Annotated in this window: 25 protein-coding genes; 8 read left to right on the top strand and 17 right to left on the bottom strand. The window is 66.5% G+C overall.

The window, feature by feature from the left end:
• The coding region (locus KDH83_RS16910; RefSeq protein ID WP_212317960.1) for a PQQ-dependent sugar dehydrogenase at positions 1–1,053 on the bottom strand (1,053 nt) is incomplete at its 3' end.
• A 187-nt stretch (positions 1,054–1,240) separates the two neighbouring features.
• Here KDH83_RS16910 and KDH83_RS16905 point away from each other — a divergent pair.
• Positions 1,241–1,855, top strand: coding sequence for a glutathione S-transferase N-terminal domain-containing protein (locus tag KDH83_RS16905; RefSeq protein ID WP_212317957.1), 615 nt, complete (start codon positions 1,241–1,243; stop codon positions 1,853–1,855).
• A gap of 219 nt (positions 1,856–2,074) precedes the next feature.
• Complete coding sequence (locus tag KDH83_RS16900) at positions 2,075–2,818, top strand: amino acid racemase (RefSeq protein WP_212317955.1); 744 nt, start codon at positions 2,075–2,077, stop codon at positions 2,816–2,818.
• 80 nt (positions 2,819–2,898) lie between these two features.
• Here the strand turns inward: KDH83_RS16900 and KDH83_RS16895 are convergent, their stop codons facing one another.
• The 7 genes from KDH83_RS16895 to proC form a co-directional block, all read right to left on the bottom strand.
• Positions 2,899–3,600, bottom strand: coding sequence for an ABC transporter ATP-binding protein (locus KDH83_RS16895; protein ID WP_103274486.1), 702 nt, complete (start codon positions 3,598–3,600; stop codon positions 2,899–2,901).
• Positions 3,601–4,368, bottom strand: coding sequence for a high-affinity branched-chain amino acid ABC transporter ATP-binding protein LivG (livG, locus tag KDH83_RS16890; RefSeq protein ID WP_103274487.1), 768 nt, complete (start codon positions 4,366–4,368; stop codon positions 3,601–3,603).
• Positions 4,365–5,600: a high-affinity branched-chain amino acid ABC transporter permease LivM gene (locus KDH83_RS16885; RefSeq protein ID WP_212317953.1), complete on the bottom strand. Its 1,236-nt coding sequence runs from the start codon at positions 5,598–5,600 to the stop codon at positions 4,365–4,367. The genes livG and KDH83_RS16885 overlap by 4 nt, the downstream gene beginning before the upstream one ends.
• The gene (livH, locus tag KDH83_RS16880; RefSeq protein WP_103274489.1) at positions 5,600–6,526 is read right to left on the bottom strand and encodes a high-affinity branched-chain amino acid ABC transporter permease LivH; all 927 of its coding nucleotides are present in this window, start codon (positions 6,524–6,526) and stop codon (positions 5,600–5,602) included. Before livH ends, KDH83_RS16885 begins: the two co-directional genes overlap by 1 nt.
• A gap of 192 nt (positions 6,527–6,718) precedes the next feature.
• Positions 6,719–7,834 (bottom strand): branched-chain amino acid ABC transporter substrate-binding protein, encoded by a 1,116-nt coding sequence (locus KDH83_RS16875; protein WP_103274490.1) that lies wholly within the window; start codon positions 7,832–7,834, stop codon positions 6,719–6,721.
• 502 nt (positions 7,835–8,336) lie between these two features.
• Positions 8,337–8,891, bottom strand: coding sequence for a queuosine precursor transporter (locus KDH83_RS16870; protein ID WP_103274491.1), 555 nt, complete (start codon positions 8,889–8,891; stop codon positions 8,337–8,339).
• The gene (gene proC, locus KDH83_RS16865) at positions 8,888–9,679 is read right to left on the bottom strand and encodes a pyrroline-5-carboxylate reductase (protein WP_349291638.1); all 792 of its coding nucleotides are present in this window, start codon (positions 9,677–9,679) and stop codon (positions 8,888–8,890) included. Before proC ends, KDH83_RS16870 begins: the two co-directional genes overlap by 4 nt.
• On the opposite strand from proC, the gene KDH83_RS32970 reads away from it, so the two are divergent.
• The 5 genes from KDH83_RS32970 to KDH83_RS16845 all read left to right on the top strand — a co-directional run bounded on the left by KDH83_RS32970 (position 9,593) and on the right by KDH83_RS16845 (position 14,318).
• Positions 9,593–9,799, top strand: coding sequence for a hypothetical protein (locus KDH83_RS32970; protein ID WP_349291639.1), 207 nt, complete (start codon positions 9,593–9,595; stop codon positions 9,797–9,799). The genes proC and KDH83_RS32970 overlap by 87 nt on opposite strands.
• 116 nt (positions 9,800–9,915) lie before the next feature.
• Positions 9,916–11,229: a sn-glycerol-3-phosphate ABC transporter substrate-binding protein UgpB gene (ugpB, locus tag KDH83_RS16860; protein ID WP_212317948.1), complete on the top strand. Its 1,314-nt coding sequence runs from the start codon at positions 9,916–9,918 to the stop codon at positions 11,227–11,229.
• Between the two features lie 180 nt (positions 11,230–11,409).
• Positions 11,410–12,291, top strand: a complete 882-nt coding sequence (ugpA, locus tag KDH83_RS16855) for a sn-glycerol-3-phosphate ABC transporter permease UgpA (protein ID WP_212317946.1) — start codon at positions 11,410–11,412, stop codon at positions 12,289–12,291.
• Between the two features lie 21 nt (positions 12,292–12,312).
• The gene (ugpE, locus tag KDH83_RS16850) at positions 12,313–13,164 is read left to right on the top strand and encodes a sn-glycerol-3-phosphate ABC transporter permease UgpE (RefSeq protein ID WP_103274495.1); all 852 of its coding nucleotides are present in this window, start codon (positions 12,313–12,315) and stop codon (positions 13,162–13,164) included.
• Positions 13,165–13,229: 65 nt separating this feature from the next.
• Positions 13,230–14,318: a sn-glycerol-3-phosphate import ATP-binding protein UgpC gene (locus tag KDH83_RS16845; RefSeq protein ID WP_212317944.1), complete on the top strand. Its 1,089-nt coding sequence runs from the start codon at positions 13,230–13,232 to the stop codon at positions 14,316–14,318.
• An 84-nt stretch (positions 14,319–14,402) separates the two neighbouring features.
• Here KDH83_RS16845 and KDH83_RS16840 read toward each other — a convergent pair whose 3' ends face one another.
• From KDH83_RS16840 to KDH83_RS16820, 5 genes are all read right to left on the bottom strand, one after another.
• On the bottom strand, positions 14,403–15,299 hold the full coding sequence (locus KDH83_RS16840; protein WP_212317942.1) for a MipA/OmpV family protein: 897 nt from the start codon (positions 15,297–15,299) through the stop codon (positions 14,403–14,405).
• 68 nt (positions 15,300–15,367) lie between these two features.
• Positions 15,368–16,465: a serine hydrolase domain-containing protein gene (locus tag KDH83_RS16835; RefSeq protein ID WP_212317940.1), complete on the bottom strand. Its 1,098-nt coding sequence runs from the start codon at positions 16,463–16,465 to the stop codon at positions 15,368–15,370.
• A gap of 162 nt (positions 16,466–16,627) precedes the next feature.
• Positions 16,628–17,917: an ATP-binding protein gene (locus tag KDH83_RS16830; RefSeq protein WP_212317938.1), complete on the bottom strand. Its 1,290-nt coding sequence runs from the start codon at positions 17,915–17,917 to the stop codon at positions 16,628–16,630.
• Positions 17,910–18,611, bottom strand: coding sequence for a response regulator (locus KDH83_RS16825; RefSeq protein ID WP_212317936.1), 702 nt, complete (start codon positions 18,609–18,611; stop codon positions 17,910–17,912). Before KDH83_RS16825 ends, KDH83_RS16830 begins: the two co-directional genes overlap by 8 nt.
• 283 nt (positions 18,612–18,894) lie before the next feature.
• Positions 18,895–20,022: a branched-chain amino acid ABC transporter substrate-binding protein gene (locus KDH83_RS16820; RefSeq protein WP_212317934.1), complete on the bottom strand. Its 1,128-nt coding sequence runs from the start codon at positions 20,020–20,022 to the stop codon at positions 18,895–18,897.
• A 268-nt stretch (positions 20,023–20,290) separates the two neighbouring features.
• Here KDH83_RS16820 and KDH83_RS16815 point away from each other — a divergent pair, with 268 nt between their 5' ends.
• A complete protein-coding gene (locus tag KDH83_RS16815; RefSeq protein WP_212317932.1) occupies positions 20,291–20,896 on the top strand; it encodes an alpha/beta hydrolase in 606 nt (201 codons plus the stop codon).
• A gap of 137 nt (positions 20,897–21,033) precedes the next feature.
• Here the strand turns inward: KDH83_RS16815 and KDH83_RS16810 are convergent, their stop codons facing one another.
• The 4 genes from KDH83_RS16810 to KDH83_RS16795 form a co-directional block, all read right to left on the bottom strand.
• The gene (locus tag KDH83_RS16810) at positions 21,034–21,534 is read right to left on the bottom strand and encodes a Dps family protein (protein ID WP_103274500.1); all 501 of its coding nucleotides are present in this window, start codon (positions 21,532–21,534) and stop codon (positions 21,034–21,036) included.
• A gap of 83 nt (positions 21,535–21,617) precedes the next feature.
• The gene (locus KDH83_RS16805; protein ID WP_212317931.1) at positions 21,618–22,568 is read right to left on the bottom strand and encodes a LysR substrate-binding domain-containing protein; all 951 of its coding nucleotides are present in this window, start codon (positions 22,566–22,568) and stop codon (positions 21,618–21,620) included.
• Between the two features lie 59 nt (positions 22,569–22,627).
• On the bottom strand, positions 22,628–24,718 hold the full coding sequence (recG, locus tag KDH83_RS16800; protein ID WP_212317929.1) for an ATP-dependent DNA helicase RecG: 2,091 nt from the start codon (positions 24,716–24,718) through the stop codon (positions 22,628–22,630).
• 39 nt (positions 24,719–24,757) lie between these two features.
• Complete coding sequence (locus tag KDH83_RS16795; RefSeq protein WP_103274503.1) at positions 24,758–25,144, bottom strand: Rid family detoxifying hydrolase; 387 nt, start codon at positions 25,142–25,144, stop codon at positions 24,758–24,760.
• Positions 25,145–25,162 lie beyond the last annotated feature (18 nt).

Below are 25,162 nucleotides of genomic sequence, written 5' to 3'. Positions count from 1 at the left end.
CAGGCGTTCCTGCGCCACCACTTTGTCGCCATCCAGCGTCAACCGGATCAGGTTGCGCTCGGCCAGCGCGCCGATGAAAAGCGAATGGCGCCATGCCGGAAACCTGGGCGCGTCGTAGAACGCCATGCCGCTGATGGCCGGCGACTTGGGCCACCAGTACAGCGGCGGCTCCATGCCCGGCAGCGTCTGGCCTCGCGCTTCGGGGATGGGCTGGCCGGAATAGTTGATGCCGTAGGTCGCCAGGGGCCAGCCGTAGTTCAGCCCCGGCTTGATCAGATTGATCTCGTCGCCGCCGCGCGGCCCATGCTCGTTTTCCCAGAGCTCGCCGGACCAGGGGTTCAGCGCCATGCCCTGGGGATTGCGGTGGCCATAGGACCAGATCTCGGGGCGCGCGCCGGCCTTGCCGGCGAAGGGATTGTCCGGCGGCACCGAACCGTCCGCCTTGATGCGCACCACCTTGCCCTGCAGCTTGCCCAGGTCTTGCGCGGTGGAGCGCTGGTTGTTCTCGCCCAGCGCGATGTACAGATAGCCCTTGCCGTCCAGCACCAGGCGGGACCCGAAATGCAGCCCCTCGGACAACTTGGGCTCCTGTCGGAACAGGACGCGGAAATCCTCCAGGCGGACGCCATCCTCGGCCAGCCGGCCGCGTCCCACGGCGGTGCCGGCGCGTCCGTCGCCGGCCTCGGCATAGGACAGGTAGACCAGGCGGTCCTTGGCGAAATCCGGCGACAAGGCCACGTCGAGCAGGCCGCCCTGCCCCTGGGCGGCCACCTTGGGCACGCCCTTCAAGGGCGCGGACAGGCCGCCGGGAATGCGCAGCAGCCGCAGATTGCCGGGGCGTTCGGTGATGAGGATGCCGCCATCGGGCAGGAAGGCCATGGCCCAGGGATGTTCCAGGCCGCCCGCCACCGGCGTGACCTGGGTCGGCGCGGCGGCCGGAGTCTCCGTGCCGGCCGACACGGACTCGGCGCGCACGGTTGCTGACCAGGCGCAGGCCGCGAGCACGGCGCCGGACAGGAGGACGGACAGCGTTGCGGCGGCACGAGGCGGCATGGTCATCTCCGGCTACGGCATGGGCGCGTGGCGAATGGCGCGGCGTCCGTCCGACGATCCTCGCGCAAGGCGGCGGACGCGGCGGCATATATCGTGGGGCTATCACGCATCGTCGCCACATGAGTGGCGTACCATATGCGGCAAGGACGGGTCGCCTCCCGCCCTGCCCCACAGGAGACGCCTTCAAATGAAACTGTACTACATGCCCGGCGCATGCTCGCTCGCTTCCCACATCGTGCTGGAATGGCTGGGCAAGCCCTATGAAACGCACAAGCTCAGCCGCGACGAGCTCAAGGGTCCGGAGTTCCTGAAGATCAATCCGCTGGGCGCGGTTCCCGCGCTGGCCGACGGCGACTGGACCCTCACGCAGAACGTCGCCATCCTCGAATACCTGGCCGAACAGGCCCCGCAAAGCAAGCTGATGGGCGACGGCAGCGCGCGCTCCCGCGCCGAAGTGCGCCGCTGGCTGGGCTTCATCAACTCCGACCTGCACAAGACCTTCTCGCTGGTCTTCGCGCCGATGCGCTTCCTGTCCGAGGAAGGCGCGCAGAAGGAACTGGCCGCCAGCGCTTCCAAGCTGCTCTCCAAGCTGTTCGCGCAGCTCGATGCCCAACTGGCCGGCAAGTCCTACCTGGTGGGCGCCGACCCCAGCGTGGCCGACGCCTATCTCTACGTGGTGCTGACCTGGGCGCATGGCAAGCAGGTCGACCTGACCGGCCTGGACAACCTGGCCGCGTTCTTCAAGCGCATGCAGGAAAACAGCGGCGTGAAGGCCGCCCGCAAGGCCGAAGGCCTGGAGTAAGTCCGCCGCGCGGCGCAGGCCCGCCAGCGGGTCCGCGCCGGGCAGGCGTATGATGGCGGCTTGGCGCCGCCTGGGCGCCGCGACATGCGGCGCCCTCATTCAGCGAACAGTCAGGTACGGGCAGCGATGCCCTTGTCCGGCCGGCTCGCGGAACATCGCGGCATGCCAGAGGCCGGGCCGCTTTCCGAGCCCGGCGCAGCACCGCTTCGGAGTCTTAAAGTGAATAGCTTTTCCCAGGGTTGTTACCTGGGTGTATTGGGCGGCATGGGCCCCATGGCCGGCGCCGCCTTCGCCTTGCGCCTGGCGGCGCTCACGCCCGCCGATGTCGACCAGCAGCACATTCCCACGCTGCTGCGCAACGATCCCCGCATCCCCGACCGCTCCAGCGCCTACATGGCCGGCGGCGAGAATCCCCTGCCCCACATGGTCGAAGGCGTGCGCTTCCTGGAACGCGCGGGCGCGCAGCTGATCGCCATCCCGTGCAATACCGCGCACCTCTGGTACGACCAGATCGCGGCCGCCACCCGGCTGCCGGTGCTGCACATCATCGAGGCGGTCATCGACGACCTGCGCCGGCTCGGCCTGCCCAAGGGCCGCATCGGCCTGATGGGCACCGCCGCCACGCTCAAGCTGGGCCTGTACCAGCGCCATCTCGAGGCCCAGGGCTATGAATGCGTGGTTCCTGACGAGGACGAGGTCGAGCGCTATTGCATGGGCTCGATCCGCGCCGTGAAGGGGAACCAGCTCGAACAGGCCTTCGCGCCGGCGGCCGAGTGCATCGCACGCCTGAAGGCGCGCGGCGCCGACGCCGTGGTGCTGGGCTGCACCGAGCTGCCGCTGGCCGTGCCGCACGCGCTGCGTCCCGGCCTGGACATCACGCTCACCGACTCGATCGACGCGCTGGCGCGCGCCGCCATCGACCGCTACCTGGCCGACGCGCCGGGCGCCCGCATCGCGGCCTGAGCCGCCCTCCCTTCCCCCGCATCCCGGATAAAAAAAAGCGCACCTCGCGGTGCGCCCACTCCCTTCGCGGGGGAAATTGGTCAGCCGCCCAAGTAGGCTTTGCGGACCTCGTCATTGACCAGCAGATTGGCGCCCGTGTCCTGCAGCACGACGCGGCCGTTCTCCAGCACGTAGCCACGGTCGGCCACCTGCAGCGCCTTGTTGGCGTTCTGCTCGACCAGGAACACCGTCACGCCCTGCTCGCGGATCTCGCGGATGATGTCGAAGATCTGCGCGATCACCAGCGGCGCCAGGCCCAGCGTGGGCTCGTCCAGCAGCAGCAGGCGCGGACGGGTCATCAGCGCGCGGCCGATGGCCAGCATCTGCTGCTCGCCGCCGGACATCAGGCCGGCGCGCTGGCTGGCGCGCTCCTTCAGCCGGGGGAACAGGCCGTAGACGTGGTCGATGCCCTCGTGGATTTCGTCGCGCTTGGCGAAGAAGCCGCCCATCATCAGGTTCTCGGCGACCGTCAGGTCCTTGAACACGCGCCGCCCTTCCGGAGAAATGGCGATACCGTTGCGCATGATGTGGTGCGTGTCCTTGTGGGTGATGTCCTCGCCCTCGAACGTGATCTTGCCTTCCTTGGCCCTGGGATTGCCGCAGACGGTCATGAGCAGCGTGGTCTTGCCGGCGCCGTTGGCGCCGATCAGGGTGACGATCTCGCCCTTGTTGACATCCACCGACACGCCATTCAGCGCCTGGATGGCGCCGTAGTAGGTGTGTATGTTTTCCAGCTTCAGCATTTATTCCTCCCCCAGGTACGCCTTGATGACGCGCTCGTCGTTGCGCACCTGCTCGGGGGTGCCGGTAGTGATGGGCTTGCCGTGCTCCATGACCAGGATGCGGTCGGAGATGCCCATGATCAGGCTCATGTCGTGCTCGATGAGCAGCACCGCCACGCCGAACTCGCGGCGCAGCTGGTCGATGAGCGATTGCAGATCGCGCTTTTCCTGCGGGTTCAGGCCGGCTGCCGGCTCGTCCAGCATGAGCAGGCGCGGCTTGGTGATCATGCAGCGCGCGATCTCCAGGCGGCGCTGGTGGCCGTAGGCCAGGTTGCCGGCCTCGCGGTTGGCGAACTCGCGCAGGCCCATGAAGTCCAGCCATTGCGCCGCGCGCGCCAGTGCATCGGCCTCCGACTGGCGATAGGACTTGAGCTTGAGCAAGCCCGGCAGCAGGCGCGCCTCGACCTGGGTGTGCTGGGCGACCAGCAGGTTTTCCAGCACGGTCAGCTGCTTGAACAGGCGCACGTTCTGGAACGTGCGCACCAGCCCGTGGCGCGCGACCTTGTGGCTGGGCAGGCCGGTGATGGCCTTGCCGTCCATCAGGATCTCGCCCGCGGTGGGCGCGTAGAAGCCGCCCACGCAGTTGAACACCGTGGTCTTGCCGGCCCCGTTCGGGCCGATGATGGCGAATACCTCGTCGGATTTGACTTCGAAGGCCACGCTGTCGACGGCCAGCAGGCCGCCGAACCGCATGGTCAGTCCGGATACTTTAAGCAACGCCTCGCTCATTTGGACAGCTCCACGTGGGGACGCTTCATGGGCAACAACCCCTGCGGACGCCACATCATCATCAACACCATCACCAGGCCGAACATCAGCATGCGGTACTCGGCGAACTCGCGCGCCAGCTCGGGCAGCACGGTCAGCAGCACCGCCGCCAGGATCACGCCCACCTGCGAACCCATGCCGCCCAGCACCACGATGGCCAGGATCAGCGCTGATTCGATGAAGGTGAAGGACTCCGGATTCACCATGCCCTGGCGCGCCGCGAAGAACGCGCCGCCGAAGCCGGCGAAGGTCGCGCCCAGCGTGAACGCGGACAGCTTGATGCGGGTGGGGTTCAGGCCCAGCGAACGGCAGGCGATCTCGTCTTCGCGCAGGGCTTCCCAGGCCCGGCCGACCGGCATGCGGATCAGGCGCGTGGACACGAACAGCGTGACCAGCGCCAGCAGCAAGGCCATCATGTACAGATAGATCACCATGTGCTGGTTCTGGAACGTGAGGCCGAAGAAGTCGTGGAACGTGGTGCCGCCCTCGGTGCTGGCGCGGCGCGTCATTTCCAGGCCAAGCACCGACGGCTTCGGAATGCCCGAGATGCCGTCCGGACCGCCGGTCAGCGTGTTCAGGTTGATCAGCAGCAGGCGGATCATTTCACCGAAGCCCAGCGTCACGATGGCCAGGTAGTCGCCGCGCAGGCGCAGCACCGGAAAGCCCAGGACGAAGCCGAACAGCGCGGCCATCGCGCCCGAGAACGGCAGCGCTTCCCAGAAGCTCCAGCCGCCCCAGTGGTACAGCAAGGCGTAGGTATAGGCGCCGACGGCATAGAAGCCGACGAAGCCCAGGTCCAGCAGCCCGGCAAAACCCACGACGATGTTCAGGCCCAGGCCCAGCATCACGTAGATCAGCACCAGCGTGGCGATGTCGACCGAGCTGCGGCCGGCGAAGAACGGCCAGATCACGGCCGCGGCCAGGACCAGCAGCACCAGCAGCTTGTTGCTCTTGGCCGGCGACGACGGCAGGGTCGGCAGGCCCGTCTTCAGTTTCTGGAACGGCTTGGCCAGCCAGGGGCGCAGCAGCTGGAACACGAACACGACCGCGGCGGCAAGCGCCACCAGCGACCAGTTGGACTCCATCGAGGTACGTGCGCCCTGGCGGATCAGCTGCAGGCCGAAGACAGGGGTGACGATGACGGCGGTCAGCACCGCCGCCATCGTGGCGTTTTTCAGATTGTTGTTCGACATCAGACTTTTTCCACCTCAGGTTTGCCCAACAGCCCGGTGGGACGGAACAGCAGGATCAGGACCAGCAGCGAGAACGCCACGATGTCCTTGTACTGCGACGAGATGTAGGCTGCCGCAAAGGTCTCGGCCAGGCCCAGCAGCACGCCGCCCAGCATGGCGCCGGGGATGCTGCCGATGCCGCCCAGCACCGCTGCCGTGAAGGCCTTGATGCCGGCGAGGAAGCCGATGAAGGGATTGAGCTTGCCGATGGTGATGGCGATCAGCACGCCGCCCACCGCCGCCAGGATCGCGCCCATCACGAACGTGAAGGAGATCACCCGGTTGGTGTCGATGCCGAGCAGGTTGGCCATGTGCATGTCCTGCGAGCAGGCGCGCGAGGCACGGCCCATGCGCGAGTACTTGATGAACAGCGTCAGGCCCACCATCAGCACCACGGTCACCACGATGATCATGATGCGCGAATACGGCACCGTGACATCGAAGTCGGATCCCATGTGGAACTGCACCGCGCCGGAAACCAGCGACGGCACGGCCATGTCGCGGGCGCCCTGGCCCAGGGCCACCCAGTTCTGCAGGAAGATCGACATGCCGATGGCCGAGATCAGCGCGACCAGCCTGGGGCTGTTGCGGACCGGCCGGTAGGCCACGCGTTCGACGGAAAAGCCGTAGATGCCGGTGACCACGATGGCCACGAGCAGCATGGCGGCGATGATGAATGGCACGGGCAAACCGCTGTTGGTGCCGATGGACGTCAAGGTGACCAGGCCGACATAGGCGCCGATCATATAGATTTCGCCGTGGGCGAAGTTGATCATACCGATGATGCCGTAGACCATTGTGTAGCCGATGGCGATCAGCGCGTAGATCGCGCCCAGAGACAATCCGTTGAAGAATTGCTGGGTAAGTTGGGGTATGAGGTCAGACATTATTTCTCTGTGCTCCAAATAGTTCCGGCTCCGGTAGTGAGACCCGGAGCCGGAAACCTGGGCGTATTTTATAAGGGCCTGCCATCGGCGCCTGCCGGCCGCACAGCGCTTTTGGCGCTTCGCTACGCGGATTACGGCATGACGGCAAGGACAGGCCCTACACGCCGGCACCACGCCGGCGGGATCGCGAGTTTACAGCTGGGTCTTCTTTCCGTTCTTGTCCCACTTGTAGACGGCGAACTCGAAGTTCTTCAAATCACCCTTGGCGTCGTACTCGACCTTGCCGATGCCGGTGTTGAAGGTGGTCTTGTGCATGTAGTCGGCCACCTTGGCGGGATCTTCGCCCACCGCGGTGATGCTGTCGGCCAGGATCTGGACCGCGGCATAGGCCGGCATCTGGAAGGCGCCGTCCGGATCGCGCTTGGCGTCCTTGAAGGCCTTGACGATGCTTTCGTTGCCCGGCAGCTTGGTGAAGTCGGCGGGCAGCGTGACCAGCAGGCCCTCGATGGCCGGGCCGGCGATCGCCACCAGGTCCTGGTTGGCGGTGCCTTCCGGACCCATGAACTGGACCTTCAGGCCCTGTTCGCGCGACTGGCGCAGCAGCAGGCCCAGCTCGGGGTGATAGCCGCCGAAGTAGACCAGGTCCACGCCGGCCGACTTGAGCTTGGTGATGATGGCCGAATAGTCGCTGTCGCCGACGTTGATGCCTTCGAACAGCGCGACGTTCACGCCTTCCTTGGTCAGCGTGTCCTTGACCTGGGTGGCCACGCCCGAGCCGTAGGTCTGCTTGTCGTGCAGCACGGCGACCTTCTGCGGCTTGAGGGTCTTGGCGATGTAGCGAGCGGCATACGGACCTTGCTGGTCGTCGCGGCCGATCGTGCGGAAGAAGTAGTGCGGCTTGATGGTGTCGGTCACCAGCGGCGACGTGGCGCCCGGGGTGATGCCGACGATGCCTTCCTGTTCGTAGACGTTCACGGCGGCCACGGTCACGCCCGAGCACGCATGCGCCACGGCGAACTTGGCGCCGGAGTTGACCACGCGGTTGGCGGCCGGCACGGCCTGCTTCGGTTCGCAGCCGTCGTCGATGAGGATGGGTTCGAGCTTCTTGCCCTTGACGCCGCCCTTGGCGTTGATCGTTTCGATGGCGGTCAGCGCGCCAGCCTGGATCTGGTCGCCGTACTGGGTGTTGGGGCCGGTCATCGGCTGGGGGATGCCGATCTTGATGGTGTCGGCGGCATGCACGGAACCTGCCAGGGCAAGCGCCCCAAGCGCGACGGCTACCGGGGTAAGGCGATGCAGAAACTTCATGCGTAGTTCTCCAGCGAGGTTTTGAGCGGCTCGGACCGGTCCGAATTCGCGGGAGTGTGCCCCGTGATTCGTGCCGCGCGTTGCCGGCTTCTTGGGCGAAAACACGATGTGGGCGGTATTCTGGAAGCAAGCCGCCACACTGTCACTGCGTGTAATCCCCAATATTTGTGGAGAAATCTTTAATCGTGCCGCATCGAGGCTACAAGCCCGTGAAATCGCAGGAGAAATCGCAATCCCGCCTTGTTTACCCTCTTGCGCGCCGGGGCCGTTTCAGCATCTGCGCTTTGCGAAAAATCATTATCCGCGTTTGCGCATTCGCATTTAAATACAGTCCTTACGCAAGACTTACGGATAATAATTAGCGTGTTAATCCTGCGCGTTCGCGCCCGGGATATATCGATCGGTTTCAATAATGTCAGCGCGACGCCATACGCCAAGGCGCGCGCGGCCCCAAATGACAAGAGGCGGCCCCTGGGCCGCCTCTTCCCTGCCCCGCCTGGCTTCAGGCGTTGGCCGGCTTGGCCAGGTTCCACATCAGCGCGCGGAACGGCGCCAGCATGCTGATGTTGACCGCCAGCTTGATCGCCAGGTCGCCCGCCATCCAGGTCAGCCAGGGCGTGCCCGTGGCGGCGAAGGCCACGCTGAAGAACACGGCCGTGTCCAGCACGGCGCCCAGCACGCCCGAGATCAGCGGCGCGCGCCACCAGCGCTGGTCGCGCAGGCGATCGAAGACCTGGATGTCGACCAGCTGGGCGCAGATATAGGCCAGGCCCGAGGCCAGCGCGATGCGCGGCGAGGCCACCCAGAACGAGACGACCAGCGCGGCGGCGAAACCGAACCAGGCCACGCGCCGCGCCGCCGACGGACCGAACCGGCGGTTCAGCACGTCGGTGACCAGGAACGCCACCGGATAGGACAGCCCGCCCCAGGTCAGCCAGTCGTTCAGCGGCACCTGCACCAGGATGTTGGAACCCACCACCACCAGCAGCATGCACAGCACCGCCACCGCGAACTGCGGCGCGCGCATGGCTTCGTAGCGGCTCGCCTGCGCGCTCATTTGCCGAATTCCTCCGCCAGCTCGCGCGAACGGCGCGCCGCGGCCGCCAGCGCGTCCTCAACGATGCCGGCGAAGCCCGCCGCGCCGAAGGACGCCAGCGCGGCGGCCGTGGTGCCGCCCTTGGACGTGACGCGCTCGCGCAGCACGGACGGCGGCTCGGACGATTCGGCCGCGAGCTTGGTGGCGCCGGCCAGCGTGCCCAATGCAAGCTGGCGCGCCTGCTCGGCCGTCAGGCCGACCTTCTGGCCGCCGGCGATCAGGGCCTCCAGGAACAGGAACACATAGGCCGGGCCGCTGCCCGACAGCGCGGTCACGCCATCCAGCGCCGCGTCATCGGCCACCCAGACGACGTCGCCCACGCTGGACAAGAGGCTGGCCGCGAGTTCGCGATCTTCCTGGCCCACGCCGTCCAGCGCGGCCAGGCCGGTCATGCCGGCGCCCACCAGGGCCGGCGTGTTCGGCATGCAGCGCACCAGGCGGCTGAACGGCTGTTCCGGCGTGCCCAGCCAGCCAGCCAGGGTATCGGCGCGGATGCCGGCCGCCACGCTTACCACAAGCGTGTCCGGACGCAGCCACTGACGCGTGGACGCCACAACGTCTTTCATGTTCTGTGGCTTGACCGCGAACACCCAGACGCGGCACCGCGCCAGGGCCTCGTCGGCCGACCTGGCGGTGGTCATGCCGCGCGCCTGCCACGAGGCGTGCGCATCCTCGTTTATGTCAATGACATGGATGTTGCCGGCGGGGCATACTTTGCCAGCCAGCCCGGAAGCCAGGGCGGCGGCCATATTGCCGCCACCGATGAACGCAATCGAAAGTTCGTTTTTCATAATGGGAGGATTGTAAACCGTCATGTCCCTGGGAAAAAAATGAAGAATGTTCGTTCGCGCCCAAAACGCGCAATTTGACAGCCGTTTGGAGTGATGTGAAAGTCACGCTTTTGTCACAAACAATTCATAAGGTGACGTGTTTTCCGCGGCCAGAAAACCCGGCCGCGACACGCCCCACAGGAGGAAACCACACCATGCGATCCCACCGTATTGCCCTCACCTTCGCCGCCGTCATGGCCGCGTTCGCCGGCGCCTCGGCCCATGCCGCCACCGAGATCCAGTTCTGGCACTCGATGGAAGGCGCGCTGGGCGACCGCGTCAACGGGCTGGTCGACGAGTTCAACAAGAAGAACCCCGAATACCAGGTCAAGGCAGTCTACAAGGGCAACTACGGCGAGTCGATGAATGCGGGCATCGCCGCGTTCCGCGCCGGCAACGCGCCCGACATCCTCCAGGTCTTCGAAGTCGGCACCGCCACCATGGTGTACGCCAAGGGCGCCATCAAGCCGGTGCAGCAGATGTCCGAAGAAGCCGGCAACCCGATCGATCCCAAGGAATTCATCGGCGCCGTGGCCGGCTACTACTCGTCGGCCGACGGCAAGCTGGTGTCGATGCCGTTCAACAGCTCGACCGTGGTGTTCTACTACAACAAGGACGCCTTCAAGAAGGCCGGCCTGGACGCCGACAAGCCGCCCAAGACCTGGGAAGAGCTGGCCGCCGCCGGCCAGAAGCTCAAGGCCGCCGGCCAGGAATGCGGCTACACCACCTCGTGGCCGTCGTGGGTCCAGCTGGAAACCTTCTCGGCCTGGCACAACGTGCCCTACGCCACCAAGGACAACGGCTTCGGCGGCCTGGACGCCCGCGTCGCCGTGAACACCCCGCTGCACGTGCGCCACCTGGAAAACCTGGCCAAGCTGGGCAAGGAAGGCATCTTCATGTACGGCGGACGCGGCGACGAGCCGAACTCGCTGTTCATCAGCGGCAAGTGCGCCATGATCACCGGCTCGTCGGGCCTGCGCGCCAACATCGCCAAGAACGCCAAGTTCGAATTCGGCACCTCCACCCTGCCCTACTACGCGGACGTGCAGGGCGCGCCGCAGAACACCATCATCGGCGGCGCCTCGCTGTGGGTCTTCGCCAACAAGAAGCCGGAAACCTACAAGGGCGTGACCGCCTTCTTCAAGTTCCTGGCCAGCCCCGAGATCGCCGCCCGCTGGCACCAGCAAACCGGCTACGTGCCCGTCACCAAGGCCGCCTACGAGCTGACCAAGAAGGAAGGCTTCTACGACAAGAACCCCGGCACCGAAGTCGGCGTCAAGCAGCTGAACGTGGAAACCACCGCCCAATCGCGCGGCCTGCGCCTGGGCTTCCTGCCGCAGATCCGTGAGATCGAGGACGCCGAGATCGAGCGCATCGTCTCGGGCAAGGTCACGGCCAAGGACGGCGCCGAGAACATCGTCAAGCGCGGCAACGAGCTGCTGGAAAAGTTCGAGAAAAGCGTAAAGTAATGCCCGCCTCCCGCCAGGGAGGCATCCCGCGGCGGCCCGGCGACGGGCCGCCGCGTCTATAGTTGCACAGGCTTGAAGCCCTGGTCATTTTGGGGCTTTGAGCCTATCGTGCTTTCAGGCACGAGGTTCTTCCGGCGGCGATCTTCCATCGCCGCTTTTCTGTACCCTTGGGTTCCCCCTATGGAAAAACGCGTTGTATTCGGGCATAAGACCCTGCCCTATCTGCTGCTGCTGCCGCAGATCGTCATCACAGTGGTCTTCTTCTTCCTGCCCGCCGGACAAGCCATGTGGCAGTCCATGCGGCTCGAAGACGCCTTCGGCCTGTCGTCCGAGTTCGTCGGCATCGACAACTTCGTCGAATTGTTCAAGCAGCAAGCCTACCTGGACTCGTTCCGCGTCACCGCCGTGTTCTCGGTGCTGGTGGCCGTGTTCGGCCTGGGCGTGTCGCTGCTGCTTGCCGTCATGGCAGACCGCGTGATCCGCGGCGCCGGCCTCTACAAGACCCTGCTGATCTGGCCCTACGCCGTCGCGCCGGCCGTGGTCGGCGTGCTGTGGCTGTTCATGTTCTCGCCCTCGGTCGGCATCCTGGCCGTCGCCCTGAACCACTCCGGCGTCAACTGGAACCCGCGCCTGAACGGCAACCAGGCCATGATGCTGGTGCTGATCGCGGCCGTGTGGAAACAGGTGTCGTACAACTTCCTGTTCTTCCTGGCCGGCCTGCAATCGATTCCGCGCTCGCTGATCGAAGCCGCCGCCATCGACGGCGCCTCGCCCTCGCGGCGCTTCTGGAGCATCGTCTTCCCGCTGCTGTCGCCCACCACGTTCTTCCTGCTGGTGGTCAACATCATCTACGCGTTCTTCGACACCTTCGCCGTGGTGGACACCACCACGCAGGGCGGCCCCGGCACCTCGACCTCGATCCTGGTCTACAAGGTGTACAGCGACGGCTTCCGCGGCCTGGACCTGGGTTCGTCCGCGGCCCAGTCCGTGGTGCTGATGTTCATTGTGATTGCCTTGACGGTCGTGCAGTTCCGCTACGTCGACCGCAAAGTGCAGTATTGATTTTGTCCGAGGCTACTAACAATGGTTGAACGCCGTCCCTGGCTGGATATTCTGGCCCACGTCATCCTGCTCTGCGGCGTGGCGATGGTGGCATTTCCGCTCTACGTCACTTTCGTCGCGTCCACCCAGACGGCGCAGGAAGTGGCGTCCGCGCCTATGTCCCTGCTCCCGGGCAAGCACTTCGTCGACAACTACATGCAGGCGCTGTTCGGCGGCTCGTCCGGCGGCTCCGCCGGCGCGCCGGTGGGCCGCATGATGTACGTCAGCCTGATCATGGCGCTGGCGATCTCCATCGGCAAGATCGCGATCTCGCTGCTGTCGGCCTTCGCGGTGGTGTACTTCCGCTTCCCCGGCCGCATGTTCTTCTTCTGGATGATCTTCGTCACGCTGATGCTGCCCGTGGAAGTGCGGATCGCGCCTACCTACAAGGTCGTCGCCGACCTGGGCCTGCTCAACAGCTACGCCGGCCTGACGCTGCCGCTGATCGCCTCGGCCACGGCCACCTTCCTGTTCCGCCAGTTCTTCCTGACCGTGCCGGACGAGCTGATCGAAGCCGCCCGCATCGACGGCGCCGGCCCGCTGCGCTTCTTCCGCGACGTGCTGCTGCCGCTGTCCAAGACCAGCATCGCCGCCCTGTTCGTGATCCAGTTCATCTATGGCTGGAACCAGTACCTGTGGCCGCTGCTGGTCACCACCCAGGAAGACATGTACCCCGTCGTGATCGGCATCAAGCGCATGATCAGCGGCGGCGACAGCGTGACCGAATGGAACATCACCATGGCCACCGCCATGCTGGCCATGATCCCGCCCGCGCTGGTGGTCATCCTGATGCAGAAATGGTTCGTCAAGGGTCTGGTCGACACTGAAAAGTGACGCTTGCCCATTGCGTTTGCGTACCTCGCCCGCCCGAACACGACTCAGATAACACGAATTAACTCATGGCTACTCTCAGCTTCCGCAAAGTCAAGAAAACCTACGCCGGCAACGTGCCCGTGATTCACGGCATCGACATGGACGTCAAGGATGGCGAGTTCATCGTCATCGTCGGCCCGTCCGGCTGCGGCAAGTCCACGCTGATGCGCATGGTCGCCGGCCTGGAATCCGTGACCAGCGGCGAAATCCTGATCGACGACCAGGTCGTCAACCATCTCGAACCCGCCGAACGCGACATCGCGATGGTGTTCCAGAACTACGCGCTCTATCCGCACATGACCGTGTTCGAGAACATGGCCTACGGCTTGAAGATCCGCAAGTTCTCGAAGGAAGAGATCAAGAAGCGCGTCGACGCCGCCGCGCAGATCCTCGAACTTGGCCACCTGCTGGACCGCCGCCCGCGCGCCCTGTCTGGCGGCCAGCGCCAGCGTGTGGCCATGGGCCGCGCCATCGTGCGCGAGCCCAAGGTCTTCCTGTTCGACGAGCCGCTGTCGAACCTGGACGCCAAGCTGCGCGTGGCGATGCGCCTTGAAATCATGAAGCTGCACCGCCGCCTGGGCACCACCAGCCTGTACGTGACCCACGACCAGGTCGAAGCCATGACGCTGGCGCACCGCATGATCGTCATGTACCAGGGCGTGCCGGAGCAGATCGGCACGCCGATGGAAGTGTTCGAAAAACCCGCCTCCACCTTCGTGGCCGGCTTCATCGGCTCGCCGCCGATGAACCTGATGGAAGTGAGCGTGGCCGGCGACGGCACGGTGCAGACCGCCGACGGCCAGCCGCTGGAAATCTCGCCGCTGCAGGTACCGTCCCAGGTCCGTGGCCGCAAGGTGATCATGGGCATGCGTCCCGAGCACATGCTGCTCAACACGCAGGGCGTGCCCTGCGAAGTCGAGATGGTTGAAACGCTGGGCTCCGAGCAACTGGTCCACTGCCGCGTCGGCAAGACCACGCTGGTCGTGCGCTGCACCACCCGCCAGCTGTCGGAATCGCCCGCCAAGGTCGGCGACCGCGTCAACGTCGGCCCGGACGGCCGCCATCCGCTGCACTGGTTCGAGACCGATACCGGCCGCCGCGTCCAGGGTCTCTGATCCCGGACTTCGCCGAAACAGGAACGGGCGCCGCATGCGGCGCCCGTTTTGCATCCGGCGGGCGGATCCGCCCGCCCTCTTCCATCAATACGTGTACGTGACCATCGTGCCGACGGAGTACTGATTGCGTTCCTTGACGATCGGGCTGTCCTTGGCGTCGCCGAACAGGCGGCGCGCCTCGGCGGCGGCCGTCAGCGTCCAGGACTTGCTCAGCGGATACGACCACACCGCGCCCAGCGCGATGCTTTCCAGGCCGCCTTCGGCCTCGTACTTGCGATAGCCGGACTTGGCCGACTGGCGGCCGCTGACGCCGTACCAGGTGCGCATGTAGTTGCCGTCGCCGAAGGTGCTGTTCAGCGACAGGCCGATCTTGCCGGCCGGACCGTCATAGACCTTGGCGCTGGCGCCCAGGTTGAACAGCGTGTAGGCGCTGCCGGTATCGCGGTCGTCGCCCTTCTTGAACGCGTGCTGCACCGAGGCGGACAGCGTCACCGGGCCGACGTCGGTCTCCGCGTCGAAACCAACCTGCGCGCGGCTCTTGATGTCGCCCATGCCGCGCAGCGCGTTCGAGCCTTCCAGGCCCTTCTTGTGGTCCTTGCGCGAGGCGCTAGGACCGACGTAGATGCGGAACGTGCTGCCCATCGTGTTGGTTTCCCAACCCAGGCCATGGTCGGTGTTCAGGAAAATGCCGTAGGGACTGCGCACGCCGAAGCCGAACACGGGCACGGCGACGCTCTCGTCGCTGCCGCTGTAACGCGGCACATAGGCGCCGCCCACCGTGCCGTAGAAGGACCACTGGTCCTGCACCATGCCGGTGGCGCCACCCCTGGCGACCTCCAGTTCGCGCGACGTGGCGCCGCGCTTGCCGGAAGCGTTGCCGGCGCCATCCTCGGCCGCCATCGAAATGACGGGCAGCAGGGCCAGGGTGCATGCGGCGGCCACGCGGCGCGGCTTGAGGACTATCAGGGTAGATCGCTTCATAGAGCTTCCAGGGAAACGAGGTTGAGGAGGTACTGCTTACATCCGCCGCGCGGCACGCGGCGTCAAATCTAGCGGAGGTCGTCGCCGTACTTGGCCTGGCGCATCAGCGTCATGGCGAGCGTCGACACCGAGGCCACCAGCGGCTCGGCCGTATCGGCGTTGCTCATGACCAGCACCGCGAGCTTGTCGCGCGGGGCCAGTACATAGCGGGAATGAAAGGCTTCGGTGGCGCCGCTGTGCGAGCGCATCGCGTCGCCCGCGACGCCGTCCTCGTCACAGGGCGCGGCCAGCCAGGACAGGGACAGCCGGCACGGCAGGCTGATGCCATCGGCCACGGTTTCGAGGTTCAGGATCGCCTGCGCCGACTCGGCCTTGAGCACCCGCGTATCGCGGTAGCGGCCTTCGGCGAACAGCATGCTGCTGAAGCGCGCCATCTCCGACGAACTCATCCAAAGGCCCTCGGCGGCCGCGTTGTCCAGCGGCGATTCGGACCAGGGCTTGCCGCGCCGATAGCCGGCGGCGCGCAGCTCCAGCATGCGATCGTCGGCCTGGTAGCCGGCGCGGGAAATGTTGAGCGGGCGCAGGATCGCGCGGCGCATGTAGGTGTCGAACGGCTCTTCGGCCGCGTGCGCCACCATGTCGCCCAACAAGGCGTAGCCCATGTCGGAACGCGCCCTGCCCATGGTGTCTTCGGGCGTGTCCGGCCGCAGCGTCAGCAGGCTGCGCGCGGTGACCGGATGCGCGCCCAGCCATTGCATGGCCGCGCGGCGCGGCTGGATCTCCCACTGCGGCAGCGCCTGCGCCGCGGGCATGTCCAGCGCCAGGCGCCCGTCGTCGGCGGCGCGCATGACGCCCGCCGCCGTCACCAGCTTGGAAATCGCGCCGACGCGGTACAGCGTGTCGCTGGACGCGCTGCGGTGACGCGCCTCGTCCGCATAGCCGAACCCGGCGCTCCAGACCAGCTTCTGGTCATCGACCAGCGCGATCGACAGCCCGGGCACGTCCAGCGCGCTCAGGTCATGGGAAATGCGCTTGGAGAGATAGCTCACCACCGCGTGATAGTCGCCCTTGGATATGGCCGGCGGCTTGGCCGGCGGCACGCCCTGGCAACCGCCGGCAAAAGCCAGCAATGCGCATAGGACGAAGGTACGGGCAAACGGAAACATGACGTGCGGCAAAGCCTCTGATGAGAACTGCCGTCATGCTATCGATGGGTCAAACTCCGTTCTTTCCTGCTTTGTATGGAGTTTGTAAAGATTGGACAGGATGTTTGTGAAGTTTATTGAAGATACCCGTCCAGAGCGGCCCTGCGGGCAGCGGAGCAGCGTTCAGGCCGCCTTCCAGCTGATGATGAAGCGGGCTCCGCCCAGGGGGCTGTCCACCACCTCGGCCGTGCCGTTGTGCCAGCGCGCCACCCGGCTGACGATCGCCAGCCCCAGGCCGGTGCCGCCGGTGCCTCGGTCGCGGCTTTCGTCCAGCCGGATGAATGGCTCGAAGATGCGCTCGCGGTCCGCCGCCGGAATGCCGGGACCGTCGTCGTCCACCATGAGCACATACTCGCGCGGCGCGGGCGAGACCAGGCTCACCCGGATATTGCCGCCGGCGTAACGGATGGCGTTCTGCAGCAGGTTCAGCAGGGCCCGGGTCATGTAGCGCTGGTTCAGGTGCACCTGCGCCACCTGGCATAGCGCCACCTCGCAGCGCACGCCGCGCTGGCCGGCCTCGAAACCGGCATGCTGGACCACGGCGTCCAGCCAGCCGCGCGCGTCCTGCGCCTCCAGCGCCACGCCGTCGCTGTGCTCCAGCCGCGCATACATCAGCAGCTCGGAAGCCATGCTGTCCAGCTCGGCCACGTCGTTCTTCATTTCCTCGATCAGGCGCGCGCGCGCGGCCTCGTCCCGCTCGCGGCCCATCATGTCCAGCTCGAACGACAGGCGCGCGATGGGCGTGCGCAGCTCGTGCGAGACGGCGTTGGTCAGTTCGCGCTGGTTGCTGATCAGGGCGCCGATGCGCTCGGACATCTGGTTGAAGGTTTCACCCAGGTTGCCGATGCTGGAATGGCGCGACAGCCGGGCGCGCGCCTGCAGGTCGCCCTGCCCCATGCGCTGCGCCGCCGTTTTCAGCGCCTCAAGGTCGCGCCAGATGGGCAGCGCCCACACCAGCATGAACGCGCACAGCAGCAGTCCCAGCGCGGAATAGACCGCCGCGATCACCCAGGGTCCGATCGACGGCTCGGGCGGCAGCTTGAGCTCCAGCCACTGCCCGCCCGGGCCGGGGATGCCGGCCACGAAGGTCTGCATCTTGTCGCGGATGAAAAAATCGCCCGCGCGGATGGCCTGCCGTTCCTTGTCGCTGGCGTTGTAGTCGCGCCCGTTCACGACCCTAAGCCGCAGGCCATAGTACGGCGCGAGCTGGTCGTCGATGTGGGTCTGTCGGGAAGCCGGCTCGATGCGCGACAGCTCCTGCACCAGGCTGTGGATCTGGCCGCGCACGGATTCGCGCGTATAGGCATCGCTGACCGGCTCGAACAGGTAGTTGGCGGAGCGATCCACGATCTCGTTGGAGATCACGAAGCCCACCGCCAGCACCACGAAGAGCCGCAGGACGAACTTAAGCATCCTCGCCCTCGTGTGCCTTGGGCGAGAACAGATAGCCCTTGCCCCACACGGTCTTGATGCGCGCCGGATCGCGCGGGTTGTCGTCCAGCTTGCGGCGCAACTTGCTGACGCAGACGTCGACGCTGCGGTCCAGGCCGTTGAACTCGATGCCGCGCACGGCGTTGAGCAGGTCGTCGCGGGTCAGCACCTGCCCGGCCTGGCTGGCCAGCGCCCACAGCATCTCGAATTCCATGGTGGTCAGGTCGACCTCCACGCCCGCGTGCACCACGGCGCGGGTGCGCCGGTCGATGACCAGCGGGCCGAATTCCAGGCGCTCCGGCGGTTCGTCCAGCTGGCTGTGGCGGCGCAGCAGCGCGCGGATGCGCGCCAGCAGCACGCGCGGCTCGACCGGCTTGATGACGTAATCATCCGCGCCCGACTCCAGGCCCAGGATCTGGTCCAGGTCGTCCTCGCGCGCGGTCAGCATCAGGATGGGCGCGGAAGAAAACGCTCGCAGATCTCGGCACACCTGCAGGCCGTCGCGGCCGGGCAGCATCAGGTCCAGGATGGTGATGGCCGGATCGTGCCTGCGGAACGCCTCGACCGCGTGGTCGCCGCGATAGGCCTGCGCCACATTGAACCCGTGTTGCTCCAGGAACTGGGCAATCAGGCGCGACAGCTTGGGATCGTCTTCGACTAGCAGGGCCTTGGTCATGATGTCCACAAAAAAAGAGTTCAATTGCGCCGCATTCTACGCAAAAGTCGGGAATCGGCGTTCGACCGTCGCGCCCCGGCCCGGTTCCCGAGTCCGGACAGACCGAGGCAAATCGGCGGTTTCGGCCCGCCGTCCACGAGGGCGGGCGCCCCCGGGACAGGAGCAACGTTCCGCCTGGCCGCCCAATAAAAAACGGGCCGGAAAGCTAGGCTTCCGGCCCGTCACGAGCCTGTCCCCGGACCCGCTCGCAGCGGGTCCGGGGACGGTTCCGGCATGCGCCGGCTTACTTGTAAACGGTCTTGGAACCGTCCTTGTGCCAGGTGAACACGTCGAACTGGAAGTTCGTCAGGTCGCCCTGCTTGTTCCAGGAGATCTTGCCGATCGGGGTGTCGAGCGTGTTGGCGTGCAGGAACTTGGCGACCTTGGCCGGATCCTCGCTGCCAGCGCCCTTGATGCCGTCGGCGATGGCCAGGGTGGCCGTGTAGGCGGTCATCTGGAAGGCGCCCGCGGCGTTGCGCTTCTTGGCCTGGAAGGCCTTCACGATCTCGGCGTTGGCGGCGCTCTGGCTGAAGTCGGCCGGCAGCGTCAGCAACATGCCCTCGACGGCGTCGCCGGCGATGGCGTTGATGTCCGGATTGCCCGTGCCTTCCGGACCCATCCACTTGGCCTTCACGCCCTGTTCGGCCGCCTGGCGCAGCAGCAGGCCCATTTCGGGGTGGTAGCCGCCGTAGTAGACGAAGTCCACGCCGCCGCTCTTGAGCTTGGTGATGACGGCGGAGTAGTCGCTGTCGCCGGCGTTGATGCCTTCGAAGATCGCGACCGGGATGCCGCCCTTCTCGAGGTCGTTCTTGACCGCGGTGGCGATGCCCTGGCCGTAGGACTGCTTGTCATGCAGCACGGCGACCTTCTTCGGCTTGAGCTTTTCCAGGACGAATTTGGCGGCGGCCGGGCCTTGCTGGTCGTCGCGGCCGATGGTGCGGAAGATGAACTCGTAGTTCTTGCCGTCGGTCAGCGCCGGCGAGGTGGCCGAGGGGGTCACCATGACCACGCCTTCGTTGTTGTAGACGTCGGCGGCGGCGATGGTCGCGCCCGAGCAGACGTGGCCAACCACGAAACCGATCTTGCTGTTGACCACGCGGTTCGCGGCCACCGGACCCTGCTTGGGTTCGCAGCCGTCGTCGATGACGACGGTTTCCAGCTTCTTGCCATTGACGCCGCCGGCGGCGTTGATGCGCTCGACGGCCGTGTCAACGCCTTCGCGGACCATGTCGCCGTACTGGGTGACCGGGCCGGTGGTCGGGCCGACCACGCCGATCTTGATCGTCTGGGCTTGCGCACCCGCTGCGAACGTCAACCCTGCGGCAACACCCAAGGCGGCGATGACCGGGGTCAGACGGAATGCTGTCTTCATGAGTGGACTCCTCTATTGGCATGTAATCGTTGGTTTTCACCGGGCGAAGGCCGGCATTATTAGTGAATTCCGCCCGGCTGCTATGCGTTTGCACGGCAAAGCATACACTGAAAGATCGCTGTCATTGTGGGCTCCGGCCCGCCTTTTTTTATGCCCAAAACTTGACGGGACGCATCACTTTCCCGCATTTCCCTTATGCCTTCAGGGATATATGCAAAAGAGGATTTATTCGTTTGCGTTACTAAGCCGGCGCGGCATCATGGCCGCCATGAGACTCCAACCGATCATCGTCCCCGGATGGAAAAACTCCGGACCCGAACACTGGCAATCCCGCTGGGCGGATGCCTTGCCGCACGCGATCCGGGTACAGCAGCGGGACTGGGAACGCCCGTCCTGCGCCGACTGGACCGCCACGGTGGCGGCCGAAGTGGACAAGGCCCGCAGCCCGGTGCTGCTGATCGCGCACAGCCTCGGCTGCCTGGCCTGTGCCGCGCTGCCGGTGCCGCTGCGCGCCAAGGTGGCGGGCGCCCTGCTGGTGGCGCCGGCCGACGTGGAACGCGCCGACGTCCCTGACTGTCTGCGCGGCTTCGCGCCGATTCCCCGGACGTCGCTGCCCTTCCAGAGCGTGGTGGTGGCCAGCGACAACGATCCCTATTGCCGCCTGGAGCGCGCGCGCCTGTTCGCCGAACACTGGGGCAGCCGCCTGGTGATCGTGCCTGGCGCCGGCCACATCAACGCCGACAGCGGGTTGGGCGATTGGCCACAGGGCCTGAAACTGCTGGGCGCGCTGCGCCGGCGCTCTTCCTGGCGGGTCTCGCCGCCGCCCGAGCGCATCTCGCCAGTACCCGTGCGGCCGCTATCGCACCAGGGCTGAGCATCTCCACGCGGCGCTCGCCGATACGCGCTTTCCGCCCCTGACGGGCGTTTCCGTTGGGGCTGCCCCAAAAAAAACCCGCGACGCGGGGGTGCGTGGCGGGGTTGATCGGCCGCGCTATCGCGGCTCGCGATGGATCACTGCAGCAGGCTGCGCAGCATCCAGGCATTCTTCTCATGCACGTCCAGGCGCTGCGTCAGCAGGTCGGCCGTGGGTTGGTCATTGGCGGCATCTGCCTTCTCGAAGGCGGCGCGCGCGGTCTTGGCGACCGACTCGTTGGCGCTGACCAGCAGGCGCACCATTTCCAGTGCTTCCGGCACCGAGTCCGGCTCGGCGATCGACGACAGCTTGGCATATTCGCGGTACGTGCCCGGCGCGTAGTGGCCCAGCGCGCGGATGCGCTCGGCGATGCTGTCCAGCGCGTTCCATTCCTCGGTGTACTGCGTCATGAACATCAGGTGCAACGTGTTGAACATCGGCCCCGTGACGTTCCAGTGGAAGTTGTGCGTCATCAGGTACAGCGTGTACGAATCCGCAAGCAGCTTGGACAGCTCTCCCGCAACCGCGGCGCGGTCCTTGTCGGAAATGCCGATGTTGATGCGCGGAACGCTGGTGGTCTTCTTGGAGGACTTGGCCATCGATGACTCCTGTTGAATGGACTAAACAAGGATAACACTGCCGTTGCGACAGGCTCGGGAGCGCGCGAGCGCTCGGGGGTGGGCTAATCCTGTTCTGCCGTGATCTCGCCGGCCAGCATCTGCACGCCCGGCAGCCCGCATTCATAGACGGCCTGCGCCAGCGCCTCGATCGCCGCGAGTCGCGGAAAGCTGCGGCGCCAGGCCAGCACCACGCGGCGTTCCGGCACCTGGCCCTCGAACGGCAGGTAGCGCAGCAGGCTGTTCGAGGGAGGCTGCTCCGGCACCGCGGTCACCGGCAGCACCGTGACACCGATGCCCGCCGCGACCATGTGGCGGATCGTTTCCAGCGACGAGCCCTCGAAGGTGCGCTGGATGCCGTCGCTGGCGGCGGAAAAGCGCGACAGCTCGGGACAGACCTCCAGCACCTGGTCGCGGAAGCAGTGGCCACTGCCCAGCAGCAGCATGGTCTGCTGCTTCAGGTCCTGCGCGTCGACGGCGGCCTGCTTCGCCAGTTCGTGGTCGTTGGGCACCGCCACCACGAAGGGTTCGTCGTAGAGCGGCTGCATGACCAGGCCTGCCTCCGGCAAGGGCAAGGCCATGATGGCGCAATCGATCTCGCCCTGGCGCAGCAACTCGACCAGGCGCACGGTGAAGTTCTCCTGCAGCAGCAGCGGCATCTGCGGCGTGCGGCGGATCTGCTCGGGCACGAGGCGCGGCAACAGGTAGGGACCGATGGTATGGATCACGCCCACGCGTAGCGGCCCGGCCAGCGGATCGTGGCCCTGGCGCGCGATCTCCTTGATGCTGGCGCTTTCCTCCAGCACCTTCTGCGCCTGCGCCACGATGCGCTGCCCGATCGGCGTGACGCCGACCTCGGCGCCGCCGCGTTCGAACAGGGTCACTCCCAGCTCGTCCTCGAGCTTGCGGATGGCGACGGAAAGCGTGGGCTGGCTGACGAAACAGGCCTCTGCCGCCCGGCCGAAATGGCGCTCCCGCGCCACGGCCACGATGTACTTGAGTTCGGTGAGAGTCATACGCCCCCCGGTTATGCGGCGGCCAGCAGGCCGTCGGCGGAAAGTTTAGGGTGGTTCATCTAGGTGCGCAGGAAGTCCTCGCGGCCGCGCATCCAGCGCGCCAGGTGCGCCTGGACCGCGTCGGGATGCTCGGCCCGCAGCCAGACCGCCGCGTCGCGCGCGTCCTCGGCGATGGCCGCGTCGGTCTCCAGGTCGGCGAAGCGCAGCAGCGCCATGCCGGACTGCCGCGTGCCCAGGAATTCTCCGGGGCCGCGCTGCTCCAGGTCGCGCCGGGCGATCTCGAAGCCGTCGGACGTCTCGAACATGGCGCGCAGGCGCTCGCGGGCGATCTGCGACAGCGGCGTCTGATAGAGCAACACGCAGACCGATTCGGCGGTGCCCCGCCCTACTCGTCCGCGCAGCTGGTGCAGCTGGGCCAGGCCGAAGCGCTCGGCGTGCTCGATCACCATCATCGACGCATTGGGCACGTCCACGCCCACTTCGATCACGGTGGTGGCCACCAGCAGGTCGACCTCGCCTTCGCGGAACGCCTGCATCACCGCCGCCTTCTCGGCCTGCGGCAAGCGGCCGTGCACCAGGCCGATGCGCAGGTCGGGCAGATCGGCCCGCATGCCTTCGTAGGTATCGACGGCGGTCTGCAATTCCAGCGCCTCGCTTTCCTCGACCAGCGGGCAGACCCAGTAGGCCTGCCGGCCGGCGCGCGCCGCCTGGGCGATGTGCGCGATGACCTCCTCGCGGCGCGCGTCCGAGACCAGCTTGGTCACCACCGGCGTGCGGCCAGGCGGCAGCTCGTCGATGACAGACACGTCGAGGTCGGCGAAGAACGTCATGGCCAGCGTGCGCGGGATGGGCGTGGCGCTCATGTTGAGCTGGTGCGGCACGATGCGGCCGCGCACGGTCTCGCCCTTTTTGGTCAGCGCCAGGCGCTGGCCGACGCCGAAGCGATGCTGCTCGTCGACGATGGACAGGCCCAGCCGATGGAACTCGACATGGTCCTGGATCAGCGCCTGCGTGCCGACCACCAGTTGCACGCTGCCCTCGGCCACGGCGGCGGCAGCCTCGCGCCGCGCCTTGGCCGTCAGGCTGCCCGTCATCCAGGCGATGTTCACGCCCAGCGGCTGCAGCCACGCGGCGAGCTTGCGGAAATGCTGTTCGGCCAGGATTTCGGTGGGCGCCATCAGCGCCACCTGGGCGCCAGCGGCGATGGCCTGGGCCGCCGCGATGGCCGCGACCACGGTCTTGCCGCTGCCCACGTCGCCCTGCAACAGACGATGCATCGGATACGGCTGCGCCAGGTCGGCGGCGATTTCCCGCACCACGCGCTCCTGGGCGCCGGTCAGCTTGAACGGCAGGGTTTCATACAGCCGGGCCACCAGCCCGTCCGACGCGTCTCTGGGCGGCAGCGGCGCGGCTTCCTTGACGCGCCGCGCGGCCCGGGCGGCGGCCAGCGACAGTTGCTGCGCCAGCAGCTCATCAAACTTGATGCGCCGCCAGGCGGGGTGGACCCGTTCCAGCAGCGCTTGTTCCGACTCGCCCTGGGCGGGTGTGTGCAGCGCGCGGATGGCAGGCTCGAACAGCGGCAGCGCATAGCGCTCGCGCGCCACCGGCGGCAGGGTGTCGGACAGGTCGGCGCGGTCCAGCGCCTGCGCGATGGCGCGGCGCAGCGTCAGCTGCGGCAGGCCTTCGGTGCTGGGATAGACGGGCGTGAGCGCGGTGGGCAGCGGCGCATCGGCGTTGACCATGCGCGGATGCACCATCTCGCGGCCGAACAGGCCGCCGCGGACCTCGCCGCGCGCGCGCAGCCGCTTGCCCACGGCCAGCTGCTTCTGCTGGCTGGGGTAGAAATTCAGCCAGCGCAATTGCAGTTCGCCGCTGTCGTCGGCCAGCGTGGCGGTCAGTTGGCGCCTGGGCCGGTACAGCACCTCGGACTTGGTGATCTCGCCTTCGACCTGCGCGGAGAAGCCCGGCCGCAAGGAGGCGACCGGGACCACGCGGGTTTCATCCTCGTAGCGCAGCGGCAGGTGCAGCACGAAGTCTTCGGGCGACACCAGTCCCAGATTGCGGAGCTTGCGCTCCGTATCCGTCAGCGGTTTGCCGGCGCCGCCCTTGGCAGCGCCCGCGCGCTTGGGTGCCGCTGCGGCGGCCGGCATGGAGGAACGGGCCTCGGTAATGAAATGCCCCGGCGGTGCTTACAGGACCAGGATGGCCTCGACCTCGAACTGCGCGCCCTTGGGCAGGCTGGCCACGCCGATGGTGGAGCGCGCCGGAAAAGGCTGCGGAATGATCTCGGCCATGATGGCGTTGGCGGCCGCGAACTTGCCCAGGTCGGTCAGGAACAGGGTCAGCTTGACGACGTTGTCCAGCGTGCCGCCGGCCGCCTTGATGACTTCCTGCATGTTGGCGAACGCCTGGCGCACCTGGGCGTCGAAGTTCTCGGACACCAGGTCGCCGGTGCCGGGCTCCAGGCCGATCTGGCCGGACAGGTAAACCGTCTTGCCGCCGCTGACGGCGACCGCTTGCGAGTAAGGGCCGACGGCGGCGGGCGCGGCGTCGGTATGGATGATTTGCTTGCTCATGGGCGGAATCCTTGTAAG

The organism is Achromobacter sp. Marseille-Q0513, from assembly GCF_018195695.1.
Classification (GTDB): domain Bacteria; phylum Pseudomonadota; class Gammaproteobacteria; order Burkholderiales; family Burkholderiaceae_B; genus Achromobacter.
The sequence above is the reverse complement of the archived record's forward strand: the minus strand, read 5'-3'. Positions and strand labels throughout refer to the sequence as shown.

Bases quoted from the DNA above. Each gene is read 5' to 3' on its own strand.
- livH (WP_103274489.1), bottom strand. From the start codon at position 6,526: ATGTCTGACCTCATACCCCAACTTACCCAGCAATTCTTCAACGGATTG.
- KDH83_RS16845 (WP_212317944.1), top strand. From the start codon at position 13,230: ATGGCTACTCTCAGCTTCCGCAAAGTCAAGAAAACCTACGCCGGCAAC.
- KDH83_RS16905 (WP_212317957.1), top strand. From the start codon at position 1,241: ATGAAACTGTACTACATGCCCGGCGCATGCTCGCTCGCTTCCCACATC.
- KDH83_RS16815 (WP_212317932.1), top strand. From the start codon at position 20,291: ATGAGACTCCAACCGATCATCGTCCCCGGATGGAAAAACTCCGGACCC.
- proC (WP_349291638.1), bottom strand. From the start codon at position 9,679: ATGGCCGCCGCCCTGGCTTCCGGGCTGGCTGGCAAAGTATGCCCCGCC.
- KDH83_RS16885 (WP_212317953.1), bottom strand. From the start codon at position 5,600: ATGTCGAACAACAATCTGAAAAACGCCACGATGGCGGCGGTGCTGACC.
- KDH83_RS16820 (WP_212317934.1), bottom strand. From the start codon at position 20,022: ATGAAGACAGCATTCCGTCTGACCCCGGTCATCGCCGCCTTGGGTGTT.
- ugpB (WP_212317948.1), top strand. From the start codon at position 9,916: ATGCGATCCCACCGTATTGCCCTCACCTTCGCCGCCGTCATGGCCGCG.
- KDH83_RS16805 (WP_212317931.1), bottom strand. From the start codon at position 22,568: ATGACTCTCACCGAACTCAAGTACATCGTGGCCGTGGCGCGGGAGCGC.
- KDH83_RS16875 (WP_103274490.1), bottom strand. From the start codon at position 7,834: ATGAAGTTTCTGCATCGCCTTACCCCGGTAGCCGTCGCGCTTGGGGCG.
- ugpE (WP_103274495.1), top strand. From the start codon at position 12,313: ATGGTTGAACGCCGTCCCTGGCTGGATATTCTGGCCCACGTCATCCTG.
- KDH83_RS16870 (WP_103274491.1), bottom strand. From the start codon at position 8,891: ATGAGCGCGCAGGCGAGCCGCTACGAAGCCATGCGCGCGCCGCAGTTC.
- livG (WP_103274487.1), bottom strand. From the start codon at position 4,368: ATGAGCGAGGCGTTGCTTAAAGTATCCGGACTGACCATGCGGTTCGGC.
- KDH83_RS16810 (WP_103274500.1), bottom strand. From the start codon at position 21,534: ATGGCCAAGTCCTCCAAGAAGACCACCAGCGTTCCGCGCATCAACATC.
- recG (WP_212317929.1), bottom strand. From the start codon at position 24,718: ATGCCGGCCGCCGCAGCGGCACCCAAGCGCGCGGGCGCTGCCAAGGGC.
- KDH83_RS16825 (WP_212317936.1), bottom strand. From the start codon at position 18,611: ATGACCAAGGCCCTGCTAGTCGAAGACGATCCCAAGCTGTCGCGCCTG.
- KDH83_RS16840 (WP_212317942.1), bottom strand. From the start codon at position 15,299: ATGAAGCGATCTACCCTGATAGTCCTCAAGCCGCGCCGCGTGGCCGCC.
- KDH83_RS16830 (WP_212317938.1), bottom strand. From the start codon at position 17,917: ATGCTTAAGTTCGTCCTGCGGCTCTTCGTGGTGCTGGCGGTGGGCTTC.
- ugpA (WP_212317946.1), top strand. From the start codon at position 11,410: ATGGAAAAACGCGTTGTATTCGGGCATAAGACCCTGCCCTATCTGCTG.
- KDH83_RS16895 (WP_103274486.1), bottom strand. From the start codon at position 3,600: ATGCTGAAGCTGGAAAACATACACACCTACTACGGCGCCATCCAGGCG.
- KDH83_RS16835 (WP_212317940.1), bottom strand. From the start codon at position 16,465: ATGTTTCCGTTTGCCCGTACCTTCGTCCTATGCGCATTGCTGGCTTTT.
- KDH83_RS16795 (WP_103274503.1), bottom strand. From the start codon at position 25,144: ATGAGCAAGCAAATCATCCATACCGACGCCGCGCCCGCCGCCGTCGGC.